Origin of the sequence: Streptococcus sp. 4886, assembly GCF_013276485.1 — a bacterium.
Classification (GTDB): Bacteria; Bacillota; Bacilli; order Lactobacillales; family Streptococcaceae; genus Streptococcus.
Window position 1 is genome coordinate 18,395 of sequence record NZ_VMLD01000020.1, and the last position, 14,767, is coordinate 33,161.

15 protein-coding genes and 2 tRNA genes are annotated in these 14,767 nt (G+C 39.7%); 16 read left to right on the forward strand and 1 reads right to left on the reverse strand.

All coding sequences use genetic code 11. The features are described 5' to 3' along the window. The first annotated feature begins 2 nt into the window (after positions 1-2). From HT679_RS09085 to sufB, 15 genes are all read left to right on the forward strand, one after another. The gene (locus HT679_RS09085; RefSeq protein ID WP_000454773.1) at positions 3-692 is read left to right on the forward strand and encodes a DUF969 domain-containing protein; all 690 of its coding nucleotides are present in this window, start codon (positions 3-5) and stop codon (positions 690-692) included. After that, a complete protein-coding gene (locus HT679_RS09090; RefSeq protein WP_000137263.1) occupies positions 689-1,612 on the forward strand; it encodes a DUF979 domain-containing protein in 924 nt (307 codons plus the stop codon). The genes HT679_RS09085 and HT679_RS09090 overlap by 4 nt, the downstream gene beginning before the upstream one ends. A 14-nt stretch (positions 1,613-1,626) precedes the next feature. Then, positions 1,627-2,271, forward strand: coding sequence for a pyroglutamyl-peptidase I (gene pcp, locus HT679_RS09095; RefSeq protein ID WP_000699369.1), 645 nt, complete (start codon positions 1,627-1,629; stop codon positions 2,269-2,271). A gap of 167 nt (positions 2,272-2,438) precedes the next feature. Then, a complete protein-coding gene (locus tag HT679_RS09100; RefSeq protein ID WP_000037115.1) occupies positions 2,439-2,669 on the forward strand; it encodes a DUF2969 domain-containing protein in 231 nt (76 codons plus the stop codon). A 49-nt stretch (positions 2,670-2,718) separates the two neighbouring features. Beyond that, positions 2,719-2,799 (forward strand) — tRNA-Tyr (locus HT679_RS09105). Positions 2,800-2,808: 9 nt separating this feature from the next. Beyond that, positions 2,809-2,880: transfer RNA gene (locus HT679_RS09110), tRNA-Gln, on the forward strand. Between the two features lie 161 nt (positions 2,881-3,041). Beyond that, entirely contained in the window at positions 3,042-4,244 is a 1,203-nt protein-coding gene (rpsA, locus tag HT679_RS09115; protein ID WP_001001633.1) for a 30S ribosomal protein S1, read from the forward strand. A gap of 85 nt (positions 4,245-4,329) precedes the next feature. Next, complete coding sequence (locus HT679_RS09120; RefSeq protein ID WP_000920161.1) at positions 4,330-4,827, forward strand: GAF domain-containing protein; 498 nt, start codon at positions 4,330-4,332, stop codon at positions 4,825-4,827. Next, positions 4,827-6,482 carry a DNA polymerase III subunit gamma/tau gene (gene dnaX / locus HT679_RS09125; protein WP_000283774.1) on the forward strand — a complete coding sequence of 552 codons (1,656 nt, stop codon included), beginning with the start codon at positions 4,827-4,829 and terminating at the stop codon, positions 6,480-6,482. The genes HT679_RS09120 and dnaX overlap by 1 nt, the downstream gene beginning before the upstream one ends. Positions 6,483-6,509: 27 nt before the next feature. After that, entirely contained in the window at positions 6,510-6,704 is a 195-nt protein-coding gene (locus HT679_RS09130) for a DUF3272 domain-containing protein (RefSeq protein ID WP_001041547.1), read from the forward strand. 149 nt (positions 6,705-6,853) lie between these two features. Then, on the forward strand, positions 6,854-7,624 hold the full coding sequence (sufC, locus tag HT679_RS09135) for a Fe-S cluster assembly ATPase SufC (RefSeq protein ID WP_000114489.1): 771 nt from the start codon (positions 6,854-6,856) through the stop codon (positions 7,622-7,624). Between the two features lie 27 nt (positions 7,625-7,651). Next, a complete protein-coding gene (gene sufD / locus HT679_RS09140) occupies positions 7,652-8,914 on the forward strand; it encodes a Fe-S cluster assembly protein SufD (RefSeq protein WP_000159658.1) in 1,263 nt (420 codons plus the stop codon). Between the two features lie 10 nt (positions 8,915-8,924). After that, complete coding sequence (locus HT679_RS09145; RefSeq protein WP_173214242.1) at positions 8,925-10,151, forward strand: cysteine desulfurase; 1,227 nt, start codon at positions 8,925-8,927, stop codon at positions 10,149-10,151. After that, positions 10,138-10,578: a Fe-S cluster assembly sulfur transfer protein SufU gene (gene sufU / locus HT679_RS09150; RefSeq protein WP_173214244.1), complete on the forward strand. Its 441-nt coding sequence runs from the start codon at positions 10,138-10,140 to the stop codon at positions 10,576-10,578. Before HT679_RS09145 ends, sufU begins: the two co-directional genes overlap by 14 nt. A 57-nt stretch (positions 10,579-10,635) precedes the next feature. Continuing rightward, the gene (gene sufB, locus HT679_RS09155; RefSeq protein WP_000797050.1) at positions 10,636-12,048 is read left to right on the forward strand and encodes a Fe-S cluster assembly protein SufB; all 1,413 of its coding nucleotides are present in this window, start codon (positions 10,636-10,638) and stop codon (positions 12,046-12,048) included. 84 nt (positions 12,049-12,132) lie between these two features. Here sufB and pbp3 read toward each other — a convergent pair whose 3' ends face one another. Continuing rightward, positions 12,133-13,374 carry a D-alanyl-D-alanine carboxypeptidase PBP3 gene (gene pbp3 / locus HT679_RS09160; RefSeq protein WP_173214246.1) on the reverse strand — a complete coding sequence of 414 codons (1,242 nt, stop codon included), beginning with the start codon at positions 13,372-13,374 and terminating at the stop codon, positions 12,133-12,135. Positions 13,375-13,476: 102 nt separating this feature from the next. Here pbp3 and cozE point away from each other — a divergent pair, with 102 nt between their 5' ends. Continuing rightward, entirely contained in the window at positions 13,477-14,586 is a 1,110-nt protein-coding gene (gene cozE / locus HT679_RS09165; RefSeq protein WP_050079225.1) for a cell elongation protein CozE, read from the forward strand. Positions 14,587-14,767: the final 181 nt, after the last annotated feature.

The following is a 14,767-nucleotide window of genomic DNA, read 5'->3' on the forward strand; positions in this document are numbered from 1 at the left end:
ATATGGAGTGGATTAAACTAATAGGAATAGCAATCATTGTTGTGGGTTTTATTTTAAAATTTGATACAATTGCAACAGTAGTCTTAGCTGGTTTGGTTACAGCTTTAGTTTCAGGTGTTTCTCTCGTTGAATTTTTGGAGATTTTGGGAAAAGAATTTAGCAATCAGCGAGTGCTCACGATTTTTATGGTTACCTTGCCTCTTGTGGGACTGTCAGAAACCTTTGGACTCAAGCAACGATCAATTGATTTGATTCGAAAGATTAAAGGTCTGACAGTTGGAAACTTCTATACAGTTTATTTCTTTATTCGAGAGTTAGCTGGTTTCTTTTCAATTCGTCTAGGAGGACACCCTCAGTTTGTCAGACCTTTGGTTCAACCTATGGGAGAAGCAGCAGCAGAGTCTCAATTAGGTAGAAAGTTAACAGAGGTTGAAGATGAGACAATAAAAGCGCGTGCGGCTGCGAATGAAAATTTTGGAAATTTCTTTGCTCAAAATACGTTTGTAGGTGCTGGGGGAGTCCTCTTGATAGGGGGAACATTAGATCAGTTAGGCTATGAAAGCAATTATGCAGGGATTGCTTCTGCATCTATTATTGTTGCTGTTATAACACTTATTGTAGTGGGGATTTATAATTATTTATTTGATAAAAAATTGACATCAGAAAAGACTAGGGGGGGAGAACAAAAATGACAGAGTTGGCAAAGCAACTATTAGAGTTGACCTATATTGTGATTGGTTGTCAATTTCTCCATACAGCCTATTGTAGTTATAAAGATAAAACAAACCCAGTCCGATTTGGAACATCTGCATTTTGGACTCTATTGGCTATTACGTTTATAGGTGGTTCCTATATGCCAAATATGAGTATTGGTATTATTGTAATCCTATTATCGCTGTTAACATTGTTTAAGCAAGTCCGTATCGGAACCTTGCCATCCTTAGATGAAATGAAAGCCAATATTGAATCTAACAGATTGAAAAATAAAATTTTTATTCCAGTTATGCTGATGGCAATACTTGCGTTGGTCTTAGCGCAAATGATTCCAGAATTTAGCAAGATTTCGATTAGCCTTGCCGCCTTGTTTGCTACAATTTCTGTTCTTGTGATTACCAATAGTCACCCTAAGAGTCTGTTATCAGAAAATAATCGAATGACTCAGCAAGTTTCAACAAGTGGGATTGTTCCCCAATTATTAGGGGCTTTGGGGGCTATTTTTACTGTAGCAGGTGTTGGTGATGTTATCTCTCATCTGATTAGCGGTATTGTTCCTTCAGATAGTCGCTTTATAGGAGTTTTGGCCTATGTTCTTGGAATGGTTCTATTCACAATGATTATGGGAAATGCTTTTGCAGCATTCACCGTTATTACAGCAGGTGTTGGAGTTCCCTTTGTATTTGCTCTGGGAGCTAATCCAATTGTGGCTGGTGCTCTTGCCATGACAGCAGGTTATTGTGGGACCTTATTGACCCCAATGGCTGCTAATTTTAACGCTCTACCAGCAGCACTGATGGATATGAAAGATCAGAATGGTGTTATAAAGGCTCAAGCAGGTGTTGCTCTAGTAATGATTGTTATTCACATATTCTTAATGTACTTTCTCGCATTTTAGTAAAGGAAAATAAAATGAAAATATTGGTTACAGGTTTTAATCCTTTTGGAGGTGAAAAGATTAATCCAGCTTTGGAGGCTGTAAAATTATTACCATCTGAGATTAATGGGGCCGAAGTTCGCTGGGTAGAAATTCCAACGGTTTTTTATAAGTCGTCAGAAGTTTTAGAGGCAGAAATATTACGATATCAACCAGATGCTGTACTTTGTATTGGACAAGCAGGCGGCAGGACAGGTTTAACACCTGAACGAGTGGCTATTAATCAAGATGATGCTCGCATACCTGATAACGAAGGCAATCAACCAATTGATACACCGATTCGTATTGATGGAGCATCGGCCTATTTTAGTAGTTTACCTATCAAAGCGATGGTACAAGCTATTAAAAAACAGGGACTTCCAGCAGTTGTGTCCAATAGTGCAGGAACCTTTGTTTGCAATCATTTGATGTACCAAGCTCTTTATTTAGTGGATAAAAAATTCCCTAATATGAGAGCAGGTTTCATGCATATTCCATATATGATGGAACAAGTAGTAAATAAGCCGAATACTGCAGGAATGAGTCTATGTGATATTGTAAGAGGCATAGAGGTAGCTATTGAAGCTATTGTAGACTACAAAGATAAGGATTTGCAGTTAGTAGGTGGTGAGACTCACTGATAACCTAAAAAGGATAGTCAATTATGCTTGTTTACTAACTATTAGCTATACTAAATCGATTGATGTTGTTTACATAAAACTCTATGTCAGACAAGCCTGATATAGAGTTTTTTCTTGCTAGTTTTAGGATTTTCTTGTAAAATAGAAAAAGTGAAGAGAGGTATGAAATGAGCAAGAAAGATAAAAAAATCGAAATTCAAGTAGCAGATGCCAAAGTTAATGTAGGAAAAGACAGTTTTGAAGGCTATACCTTGACCATTGGTAAAAAAGTTATCGGAGAAATTGCCGAATTAGATGGACAATTGGCCATCATAAAGAATGGGAATGTCGATAGTTTTTATAAAAAATTGGAAAAAGCTGTGGAAATTTTGATTGAAAATTATAATTTAGCAAAATAAGTCTTGTTTTTTTGAAATTTTCATGATATAATAGTCCATGTTGATTGTAGGAGAGATAGCGAAGAGGCTAAACGCGGCGGACTGTAAATCCGCTCCTTCGGGTTCGGGGGTTCGAATCCCTCTCTCTCCATTTCATCAATGGGGTATAGCCAAGCGGTAAGGCAAGGGACTTTGACTCCCTCATGCGTTGGTTCGAATCCAGCTACCCCAGTTCTTAGGTAATAATCAAGATAAAAAGCAAAATATCTTAGGGTATTTTATTTTTATAATTGAAAGACGTGAATGATATGAACATGTCCTTGCGGGTGCTTAGGAAAAAAATTATAAGTATGTCAAGTTTAAGAAAAACTTGATTGTTGGAGGATTTTTTAGATGAACGAATTTGAAGATTTGCTAAATAGCGTTAGCCAAGTTGAGACTGGTGATGTTGTTAGTGCTGAAGTATTGACAGTTGATGCGACTCAAGCTAACGTTGCAATCTCTGGAACTGGTGTTGAAGGTGTCTTGACTCTTCGCGAATTGACAAACGATCGCGATGCAGATATCAATGACTTTGTTAAAGTAGGAGAAGTATTGGATGTTCTTGTACTTCGTCAAGTAGTTGGTAAAGATACTGATACAGTTACATACCTTGTATCTAAAAAACGCCTTGAAGCTCGCAAAGCATGGGACAAACTTGTTGGTCGCGAAGAAGAAGTTGTTACTGTTAAAGGAACTCGTGCCGTTAAAGGTGGACTTTCAGTAGAATTTGAAGGTGTTCGTGGATTTATCCCAGCTTCAATGTTGGATACTCGTTTCGTACGTAACACTGAGCGTTTTGTAGGTCAAGAATTTGATGCTAAAATCAAAGAAGTTGACGCTAAAGAAAACCGCTTCATCCTTTCACGTCGTGAAGTTGTTGAAGCAGCTACAGCAGCAGCTCGCGCTGAAGTATTCGGTAAATTGGCTGTTGGTGATGTTGTAACTGGTAAAGTTGCGCGTATCACAAGCTTCGGTGCCTTCATCGACCTTGGTGGTGTTGACGGATTGGTTCACTTGACTGAATTGTCACACGAACGTAACGTATCACCAAAATCAGTTGTAACTGTTGGTGAAGAAATTGAAGTTAAAATCCTTGATCTTAACGAAGAAGAAGGGCGTGTATCACTTTCACTTAAAGCAACAACACCTGGACCATGGGATGGCGTTGAGCAAAAATTGGCTAAAGGTGATGTAGTAGAAGGAACAGTTAAACGTTTGACTGACTTCGGTGCATTTGTTGAAGTATTGCCAGGTATCGATGGACTTGTTCACGTATCACAAATTTCACACAAACGTATTGAAAATCCCAAAGAAGCTCTTAAAGTTGGTCAAGAAGTTCAAGTTAAAGTTCTTGAAGTTAACGCAGATGCAGAGCGCGTATCACTTTCTATCAAAGCTCTTGAAGAGCGTCCATCTCAAGAAGAAGGACAAAAAGAAGAAAAACGTGCTGCTCGTCCACGTCGTCCAAAACGTCAAGAAAAACGTGATTTCGAACTTCCAGAAACACAAACAGGATTCTCAATGGCTGATTTGTTTGGTGATATCGAACTTTAATCAAATTGAAAATTCACAAAATCCTTTGTTTACTAAACAAGGGATTTTTCTTTTGTCTCTGCTCCTTTTTTGATATAATAGTTCTATGTTAAAATCAGAAAAACAATCACGTTATCAAATGTTAAATGAAGAATTGTCCTTCTTATTGGAAGGCGAGACCAATGTTTTGGCTAATCTTTCCAACGCCAGTGCTCTCATAAAATCACGTTTTCCTAATACTGTATTTGCAGGTTTTTATTTGTTCGATGGAAAGGAATTGGTTTTAGGTCCCTTCCAAGGAGGTGTTTCCTGTATCCGTATTGCACTGGGAAAAGGTGTTTGTGGGGAGGCAGCTCATTTTCAGGAAACAGTCCTGGTTGGTGATGTAAGTACCTATCCAAACTATATTTCTTGTGACAGTCTAGCTAAAAGTGAAATTGTGATGCCGATGATGAAGAATGGTCAGTTACTTGGAGTTCTGGATCTGGATTCTTCAGAGATTGAGGATTACGATGCTATGGATCGAGATTATTTGGAACAATTTGTCGCTATTTTGCTTGAAAAGACGGAATGGGACTTTACAATGTTTGGGGAAAAATCTTAATGTATCAAGCACTTTATCGAAAATATAGAAGTCAAAACTTCTCCCAGTTGGTTGGTCAAGAAGTTGTGGCTAAGACTCTTAAACAAGCAGTAGAACAAGAGAAAATAAGTCATGCCTATCTTTTTTCTGGTCCACGTGGAACAGGAAAAACCAGTGTAGCTAAGATTTTTGCCAAAGCTATGAACTGTCCCAATCAAGTGGGTGGCGAACCTTGCAATAACTGCTATATTTGTCAGGCAGTGACGGACGGTAGTTTAGAAGATGTCATTGAAATGGATGCAGCCTCTAATAATGGGGTGGATGAAATCCGTGAAATTCGTGATAAATCTACCTATGCCCCTAGTCTTGCTCGTTATAAGGTTTATATCATAGACGAGGTTCACATGCTGTCTACAGGGGCTTTTAATGCTCTCCTAAAGACGCTGGAAGAGCCAACACAGAATGTAGTCTTTATTTTGGCCACTACTGAATTGCACAAGATTCCTGCGACTATTCTATCCCGTGTGCAACGTTTTGAATTTAAATCAATTAAGACACAGGATATTAAGGAACATATCCACTATATCTTAGAAAAAGAAAATATTAGTTCTGAACCAGAGGCTGTGGAAATCATTGCCAGACAGGCGGAAGGTGGAATGCGGGATGCCTTGTCTATTTTGGATCAAGCTCTGAGTTTGACACAGGGAAATGAATTGACGACTGCCATCTCTGAAGAAATTACTGGCACCATTAGCCTATCAGCCTTGGATGATTATGTGGCTGCCTTGTCTCAACAGGATGTTACCAAGGCCTTGTCTTGCTTAAATCTTCTTTTTGATAATGGTAAGAGCATGACTCGTTTTGTGACCGACCTTTTGCACTATTTAAGAGACTTGTTAATTGTTCAAACAGGGGGAGAAAACACTCATCATAGTCCAGTCTTTGTAGAAAATTTGGCACTTCCTCAGGAAAATCTGTTTGAAATGATTCGCTTAGCGACAGTGAGTTTAGCAGATATTAAGTCTAGTTTGCAGCCCAAGATTTATGCTGAAATGATGACCATTCGTTTAGCGGAAATTAAGCCTGAACCAGCTCTTTCAGGGGCGGTTGAACATGAAATTGCTACGCTGAGACAAGAAGTGATACGTCTCAAACAAGAACTCGCCAATGTGGGAACTGTACCCAAGCCAACGAGTTCAGCTCCTAGTCGCCCAGCAACAGGCAAGACAGTCTATCGTGTGGATCGCAATAAAGTTCAATCTATCTTACAAGAGGCCGTTGAAAATCCTGATTTAGCACGTCAAAACCTGATTCGTTTGCAGAATGCCTGGGGAGAGGTGATTGAAAGTCTAGGAGGCCCTGATAAGGCTCTGCTAGTTGGTTCTCAACCGGTTGCAGCCAATGAACACCATGCCATTCTTGCTTTTGAATCTAACTTCAATGCTGGTCAAACCATGAAACGAGACAATCTCAACACCATGTTTGGTAACATCCTTAGTCAGGCAGCAGGTTTTTCACCTGAGATTTTAGCCATTTCCATGGAGGAATGGAAAGAAGTTCGCGCAGCCTTTTCAGCCAAAGCCAAATCTTCTCAAACTGAAAAAGAAGCAGAAGAAAGCCTGATTCCAGAAGGATTTGAATTTTTGGCTGATAAAGTGAAGGTAGAGGAAGACTAAAGAAAGATTTCATGATACAATAAGTTTATGAATAAACAACAATTTATTATTATGGCGCTGTTTACAGCTGCTGAGACCTATTTTTTCAACGAAGCCTGGATGACTGGCCGCTATATTATGGCAGCCTTTTGGGCAATTTTACTCTTCAGAAATTTTCGCGTCAGTTATGTGATGGGCAAAATCGTTGATGTCATCGATCAGCATTTTAATAGGAAAGACTAGCCCTCAGCTTCCAGACAAAATCAAAGCCTTTTAGGCTTTTTTTTGTTATACTAGAAAAGTATATTTATAGACCTTTTACTCTATTTCTGGGGAAATCAGACGTTTTTCTAGTAAGTACTGTAAAAGTCTTGAAAAAGAAAGGAACTATCATGTCAGTATTAGAGATCAAAGATCTTCACGTTGAGATTGAAGGAAAAGAAATTTTAAAAGGGGTTAACCTGACCCTGAAAACAGGAGAAATCGCCGCTATCATGGGACCAAATGGTACTGGTAAATCGACTCTTTCTGCCGCTATCATGGGAAATCCAAACTATGAAGTGACCAAAGGTGAGGTCTTGTTTGATGGCGTAAACATCCTTGAGTTGGAAGTTGACGAGCGTGCGCGTATGGGACTTTTCCTTGCTATGCAATACCCATCAGAAATTCCTGGTATTACTAACGCTGAGTTTCTTCGTGCAGCTATGAATGCTGGTAAAGAAGATGATGAAAAGATTTCAGTTCGCGAGTTTATCACTAAGCTAGATGAAAAAATGGAATTGCTCAACATGAAAGAAGAAATGGCAGAGCGTTACCTCAACGAAGGTTTCTCTGGTGGTGAGAAAAAACGTAATGAAATTCTTCAACTTTTGATGTTGGAGCCAACATTTGCCCTTTTGGATGAGATTGACTCTGGTCTTGATATTGATGCTCTTAAAGTTGTTTCTAAAGGTGTGAATGCTATGCGTGGTGAAGGCTTTGGTGCTATGATTATCACTCACTACCAACGTCTTTTGAACTACATCACACCAGACGTGGTACACGTCATGATGGAAGGTCGTGTTGTCCTTTCTGGTGGTCCAGAATTGGCTGCGCGTTTGGAACGTGAAGGATACGCAAAACTAGCTGAAGAACTTGGCTATGACTACAAGGAAGAATTGTAATTCCCTCGTATCTTTTAGGAGAAGTAAATGACTAAAGAAAATATTAAACTTTTTTCAGAAATGCACGCTGAACCAAGCTGGTTGGCTGACCTCCGTCAAAAAGCTTTTGATAAAATCGAGAGTTTGGAATTACCAGTCATTGAGCGTGTCAAATTCCACCGTTGGAATCTGGGAGATGGAACGATTACAGAAAGTGAGCCATCAGCAAATGTTCCAGATTTCACTGCACTAGATAACCACTTGAAGTTGGTGCAAGTAGGAACTCAAACTGTTTTTGAGCAAACTCCAGTTGAGTTGGCTGAACAGGGTGTTGTCTTTACAGACTTCCATTCAGCTTTAGAAGAAATTCCAGAGCTGATCGAAGAATTCTTCATGTCATCTGTTAAGTATGACGATGATAAGTTGGCGGCCTACCACACAGCTTACTTTAACAGTGGAGCTGTTCTCTATATTCCTGATAACGTGGAAATTGCTGAACCAATCGAAGGGATTTTCTATCAAGACAGCGATAGCGATGTGCCGTTTAACAAGCATATTATGATTATCGCTGGTAAAAATTCTAAGATTAGTTATCTGGAACGTTTAGAGTCACGCGGTGAAGGAAGTGCCAAAGCAACTGCTAATATCACAGTAGAAGTGATTGCACGTTCTGGAGCTCAAGTGAAGTTTGCTGCGATCGACCGTCTAGGTGAAAACGTCACTGCTTACATTAGCCGTCGTGGTAAATTAGGTAACGATGCAAGCATTGACTGGGCAATCGGTGTCATGAACGAAGGGAACGTCGTTGCTGACTTTGATAGTGACTTAATTGGTAACGGTAGCCATGCAGACCTTAAGGTCGTAGCTCTTTCAAGTGGCCGTCAGGTACAAGGTATTGATACTCGAGTGACTAACTATGGTTGCAACTCAATCGGAAATATCCTACAACATGGAGTTATTCTTGAAAAAGCAACCTTAACCTTCAATGGTATTGGCCACATTATCAAGGGTGCCAAGGGAGCAGATGCCCAACAAGAAAGTCGTGTTCTCATGCTTTCAGACCAAGCGCGTTCAGATGCTAACCCAATTCTTTTGATTGATGAAAATGACGTAACTGCAGGACACGCGGCTTCTATCGGTCAGGTAGACCCAGAAGATATGTACTACCTCATGAGTCGTGGTTTGGACAAGGCAACTGCAGAACGCTTGGTTGTCCGTGGTTTCCTTGGATCCGTTATCGTTGAGATTCCAGTCAAGGAAGTTCGTGATGAAATGATTGCAACTATCGAAGAAAAATTGTCAAAACGCTAAGGGGTAGCCTATGTTAGATGTAGAAGTGATTCGCAAGGATTTTCCAATTTTAGACCAGATTGTTAATGATGAACCATTGGTTTATTTGGACAATGCTGCGACGACACAAAAACCACTAGCAGTTCTGGAAACGATTAACCGCTATTATGAGCAGGACAATGCCAATGTTCATCGTGGGGTTCATACCTTGGCGGAGCGGGCGACTGCTTCCTATGAAGCTGCTCGTGAAACCATTCGTAAGTTTATCAATGCAGGGTCTACAAAGGAAGTTCTCTTTACTAGAGGAACGACAACCAGTCTTAATTGGGTAGCGCGCTTTGCAGAGGAAGTCTTGACTGAGGGAGACCAGGTTTTGATTTCCGTCATGGAACACCATTCCAATATCATTCCTTGGCAGGAAGCCTGCCGTAAGACTGGAGCGGAGCTTGTCTATGTCTATCTCAAGGATGGAGCTCTGGATATGGATGATTTGCGAGCTAAATTGACTGATAGAGTCAAGTTTGTCTCCCTAGCTCATGCATCAAATGTCCTTGGTGTGGTCAATCCGATTAAAGAAATCACTAAAATGGCCCACCAAGTTGGAGCTATCATGGTGGTGGATGGTGCTCAATCTACGCCTCATATGAAGATTGATGTTCAGGACTTGGGTGTGGACTTCTTTGCCTTTTCAGGTCACAAGATGGCTGGTCCAACTGGTATCGGTGTTCTTTACGGCAAAGAAAAGTATCTGGAGCAAATGTCACCCCTTGAATTTGGTGGTGAGATGATTGATTTCGTTTATGAACAATCTGCTAGTTGGAAGGAATTGCCTTGGAAATTCGAGGCTGGAACTCCTAACATGGCTGGTGCAATCGGACTTGCTGCCGCAGTGGATTATCTGGAAAAGATTGGTATGGATGTCATTGAAGCCCATGAACAGGAATTGATCGCCTACGTATTTCCAAAATTGCAGGCAATTGAAGGACTGACCATTTATGGTTCACAGGACTTGGCTCAACGTTCAGGTGTCATTGCTTTTAACCTAGGCGACCTTCATCCTCACGACCTTGCAACGGCTTTGGATTATGAAGGTGTGGCAGTTCGTGCGGGTCACCACTGTGCGCAACCCTTGCTCCAGTATTTGGATGTTCCAGCAACAGCTCGTGCAAGTTTTTATATCTACAATACCAAGGAAGATTGCGACAAGCTAGTCGATGCCTTACAAAAGACAAAGGAGTTTTTCAATGGCACTTTCTAAACTAGATAGCCTTTATATGGCAGTGGTAGCGGACCATTCGAAAAATCCACATCATCAAGGAAAGTTGGAAGATGCTGAACAAATCAGTCTCAACAATCCGACCTGTGGCGATGTCATCAATCTCTCTGTCAAGTTTGATGCAGATGACTGTTTGGAAAATATCGCTTTTCTAAACTCAGGTTGTACCATCTCAACTGCCTCTGCAAGCATGATGACAGATGCTGTTTTGGGCAAGACCAAGCAAGAAATTTTAGAACTTGCGACTATTTTTTCTGAAATGGTTCAAGGACAAAAAGATGAACGCCAAGACCAACTAGGCGATGCAGCTTTTTTGTCAGGTGTTGCCAAATTTCCGCAACGAATCAAATGTGCAACCCTAGCTTGGAACGCCCTTAAGAAAACAATCGAAAATCAAGAAAACAACTAAGACAAGTTTCTTTTGTCTTATGAATCAGTAGAAATGAAGAATGAAAGAAAGGATATTATGGCTGAAGAAAGAGTAGAACCAAAACCAATTGACCTTGGTGAATATAAATTTGGTTTCCATGATGATGTAGAGCCTGTCCTATCGACAGGAAAAGGATTGAATGAAGATGTCATTCGTGAACTATCAGCTGCTAAGGGAGAACCTGAGTGGATGTTAGAATTCCGTTTGAAGTCTTATGAAACCTTCAAAAAAATGCCTATGCAAACTTGGGGAGCAGACTTGTCAGAGATTGACTTTGATGACTTGATCTACTACCAAAAACCATCTGATAAGCCAGCCCGTTCTTGGGATGACGTTCCTGAAAAAATCAAAGAAACCTTTGAACGTATTGGGATTCCGGAAGCTGAGCGTGCCTATCTAGCAGGTGCCTCTGCCCAGTATGAGTCAGAAGTGGTTTACCACAACATGAAGGAAGAGTTCCAGAAATTGGGGATTATCTTTACAGATACAGATTCTGCCCTCAAGGAATACCCAGACTTGTTTAAACAATACTTTGCCAAGTTGGTACCGCCAACAGATAACAAATTAGCTGCCCTCAACTCAGCAGTATGGTCTGGTGGAACCTTTATCTACGTACCAAAAGGTGTCAAGGTAGATATTCCACTTCAAACTTACTTCCGTATCAACAACGAAAATACTGGTCAGTTTGAACGTACCTTGATTATCGTTGATGAGGGAGCAAGTGTCCATTACGTAGAAGGATGTACAGCGCCAACTTATTCAAGTAACAGCTTGCATGCGGCCATCGTAGAAATCTTTGCCTTGGATGGAGCTTATATGCGTTATACGACTATCCAAAACTGGTCTGATAACGTCTATAACTTGGTAACCAAACGTGCTAAAGCTCAAAAGGATGCCACTGTTGAGTGGATTGATGGTAACTTGGGTGCTAAAACAACCATGAAATATCCATCTGTTTACCTTGATGGAGAAGGGGCGCGTGGTACCATGCTTTCGATTGCCTTTGCCAATGCTGGGCAACACCAAGATACGGGTGCTAAGATGATCCACAATGCTCCACATACTAGCTCGTCTATTGTGTCTAAATCCATCGCTAAAGGCGGAGGAAAGGTTGACTACCGTGGACAGGTAACCTTTAACAAAAACTCTAAGAAGTCTGTTTCTCACATCGAGTGTGATACCATTATCATGGATGACTTGTCAGCATCAGATACCATTCCGTTTAATGAAATTCACAACTCGCAAGTAGCTTTGGAACACGAAGCTAAGGTATCTAAGATTTCTGAAGAACAACTCTATTATCTCATGAGCCGTGGATTGTCAGAATCTGAGGCAACTGAGATGATTGTTATGGGATTTGTAGAACCCTTCACAAAAGAGCTTCCAATGGAATATGCTGTTGAGCTAAACCGCTTGATTAGCTATGAGATGGAAGGATCAGTTGGGTAAAATTTGATTTTAGATATACTCAAAATCAAGGACTTTGAAGATGAATTTGTAATAAAAAAATCGCGATTTTAAACCGCGATTTTTTTATAATTTCTCATTAACAAATCGGATAAACTGATTCCACCAAACTTTTAAGAAGAAGGCTTTTTCAACATTCTTTTCTGCTACCATTTCGAAACTAGGGCGCTCTGTGGTGATGTAACCTTGACCGATCAAGTCCTTGTCTTCGTAAGTCAGATGGCCAACCACTGTTCCAGCTTCAAGTGGTGCTGGGATTGTTTTAGAATCGGGAGTGAATTGAACAGATTGGGAAGATTGGTTCCCAACACGTTCAATTAGATAGATATCCTCTGGGGCCACTGCAGTGACCGTATCTTCTTTTCCATCTTGTACAGGGGCTTTGCTATCTTGATAGGCATCGCCTTGCTGAACGATTTTGCGAAGTGTAAATGTAGAAGAAATATAATCCATTAGTGAAGATGTAGCTGTAAATCGAGCGTAAGGATTATTGTCTTGATGATCTGCATTTAAAACAACTGTGATGACTCTCATGCCTTTTTCGACAGTAGTACCAACAAAAGACTCTCCAGCCTTATCTGTTGTTCCTGTTTTTAGCCCATCAAAACCACCACGGTAAGCAGGCATACCTTCTAACATGTAGTTGGTTGAAGTGATTGTCATCCCAGCAAAAGTAGAAGAAGGTTTTTTGGTGATTTCTAAGACTTGTGGGTATTTTTTGATGAGGTTGCGGGCAACGATGGCAACATCATAAGCACTGAGCTTATTTTCATCATCTTTATTAGATCCTGGGTAAATGTTATCCCCTAGAGTCTCATTGTTAAGACCAGTTGTATTGACAACCGTGGCATCATTGATTCCCCATTCCAGGAGTTTGGCACGCATCATATCGACGAAGTCTTTCTCTGAGCCAGCAATTTTCTCAGCTAGGGCAATAGCGGCACTGTTGGCACTAGATACCAGAGTTGCTTCAAGCAACTCTTCGACAGTATAATTACGGGCCTCCATAGGAACATTACTGGCTTCAGAATTTGTCGTCAATTGATAAGGATAATCAGAAATATCTACTGGGGTGGATAGTGTGATACTTCCATTTTCCAGAGCTTCATAGACTAGATAAACAGTAATCAATTTTGTTATGGAAGCAATTTCGACAGGTTGCGTTGCATCCTTCTCATAGAGAATTTTACCAGTATTTGCCTCAACAGCAATGGCATGTTTTGCAGCAATATTAAAATCTTGAGCAGCAACAGTAGAAGCACCTCCTAAAAGGGAGACAGTTAATAAAGTTAAAAATATTTTTTTCATAGTAGTCTTATTCTATCATAAAGAAAAAAAATATTCTTGCTTTAATAATTCATCCGTTAAGCTTTTTGAAAATATGGTAAAATAGAGTGAGGGAGGTAACTCATGTTTCGTAGAAATAAATTATTTTTTTGGACCACAGAAATTTTACTCTTAACAATCATCTTTTACCTATGGAGACAGATGGGGTCTTTGATTAACCCTTTTGTTAGCGTGCTTAATACAATTATGATTCCATTTTTATTAGGGGGCTTTCTTTATTATTTGACAAACCCTATTGTTACTTTCTTAAATAAAGTCTGTAAACTCAATCGTTTGCTTGGTATTTTAATTACCTTGTGTGCTTTGGTCTGGGGAATGGTCATAGGTGTTGTCTATCTCTTACCTATTTTGATTAATCAGTTATCTAGCTTGATTATATCTAGTCAAACTATTTATAGTCGAGTACAAGACTTAATCATAGACTTATCTAATTATCCTGCGCTCCAGAATTTGGATGTAGAAGCTACAATTCAGCAGTTAAACTTATCCTATGTTGATATTCTTCAGAATATCCTAAATAGCGTATCAAATAGTGTGGGGAGCGTCTTGTCAGCTCTTATCAGTACTGTTTTGATTTTGATTATGACTCCGGTTTTTTTGGTTTATTTCCTATTAGATGGACATAAATTCTTGCCCATGCTTGAAAGAACGATTCTAAAGAGGGATCGCTTGCATATTGCAGGTCTCTTAAAGAATTTAAATGCGACGATTGCTCGCTATATTAGTGGAGTTTCGATTGACGCAATCATTATAGGTTGTTTGGCTTATATTGGCTATAGTATTATTGGTTTAAAATATGCTTTAGTTTTTGCTATTTTTTCTGGTGTAGCCAATTTAATTCCTTATGTGGGGCCAAGTATTGGTTTGATTCCTATGATCATCGCAAATATATTCACTGATCCCCATAGAATGCTGATTGCAGTGATTTATATGCTTGTTGTTCAGCAGGTAGATGGTAATATCTTATATCCTCGAATCGTAGGAAGTGTTATGAAGGTTCATCCAATCACGATTTTGGTTTTACTTTTGTTGTCAAGCAATATCTATGGTGTAGTTGGAATGATTGTCGCAGTGCCGACCTATTCTATCTTAAAAGAAATTTCTAAGTTCTTATCCCGTTTGTATGAAAATCATAAAATAATGAAAGAACGAGAAAGAGAATTAGCTAAGTAAAACTCAGGAGAACCCTGATTTTTCTTTACTGGAAGTGGCCTTTAGATTAGAAGATTGAAAATAAGTTAAAGTCCTAAACTAATTTTCACAGCTAAGAATAGTAGAAGTTAATCTGATAAAAATCGAAAAACCAGTGGAATTCCGTGTCAGGATAAGTTCCACTGGTTTTCATAGTCTATTA

Excerpts from the sequence above, each read along its gene's own strand:
- HT679_RS09085 (WP_000454773.1), top strand. The coding sequence starts at position 3 with ATGGAGTGGATTAAACTAATAGGAATAGCAATCATTGTTGTGGGTTTT.
- HT679_RS09090 (WP_000137263.1), top strand. The coding sequence starts at position 689 with ATGACAGAGTTGGCAAAGCAACTATTAGAGTTGACCTATATTGTGATT.
- pcp (WP_000699369.1), top strand. The coding sequence starts at position 1,627 with ATGAAAATATTGGTTACAGGTTTTAATCCTTTTGGAGGTGAAAAGATT.
- HT679_RS09100 (WP_000037115.1), top strand. The coding sequence starts at position 2,439 with ATGAGCAAGAAAGATAAAAAAATCGAAATTCAAGTAGCAGATGCCAAA.
- rpsA (WP_001001633.1), top strand. The coding sequence starts at position 3,042 with ATGAACGAATTTGAAGATTTGCTAAATAGCGTTAGCCAAGTTGAGACT.
- HT679_RS09120 (WP_000920161.1), top strand. The coding sequence starts at position 4,330 with ATGTTAAAATCAGAAAAACAATCACGTTATCAAATGTTAAATGAAGAA.
- dnaX (WP_000283774.1), top strand. The coding sequence starts at position 4,827 with ATGTATCAAGCACTTTATCGAAAATATAGAAGTCAAAACTTCTCCCAG.
- HT679_RS09130 (WP_001041547.1), top strand. The coding sequence starts at position 6,510 with ATGAATAAACAACAATTTATTATTATGGCGCTGTTTACAGCTGCTGAG.
- sufC (WP_000114489.1), top strand. The coding sequence starts at position 6,854 with ATGTCAGTATTAGAGATCAAAGATCTTCACGTTGAGATTGAAGGAAAA.
- sufD (WP_000159658.1), top strand. The coding sequence starts at position 7,652 with ATGACTAAAGAAAATATTAAACTTTTTTCAGAAATGCACGCTGAACCA.
- HT679_RS09145 (WP_173214242.1), top strand. The coding sequence starts at position 8,925 with ATGTTAGATGTAGAAGTGATTCGCAAGGATTTTCCAATTTTAGACCAG.
- sufU (WP_173214244.1), top strand. The coding sequence starts at position 10,138 with ATGGCACTTTCTAAACTAGATAGCCTTTATATGGCAGTGGTAGCGGAC.
- sufB (WP_000797050.1), top strand. The coding sequence starts at position 10,636 with ATGGCTGAAGAAAGAGTAGAACCAAAACCAATTGACCTTGGTGAATAT.
- pbp3 (WP_173214246.1), bottom strand. The coding sequence starts at position 13,374 with ATGAAAAAAATATTTTTAACTTTATTAACTGTCTCCCTTTTAGGAGGT.
- cozE (WP_050079225.1), top strand. The coding sequence starts at position 13,477 with ATGTTTCGTAGAAATAAATTATTTTTTTGGACCACAGAAATTTTACTC.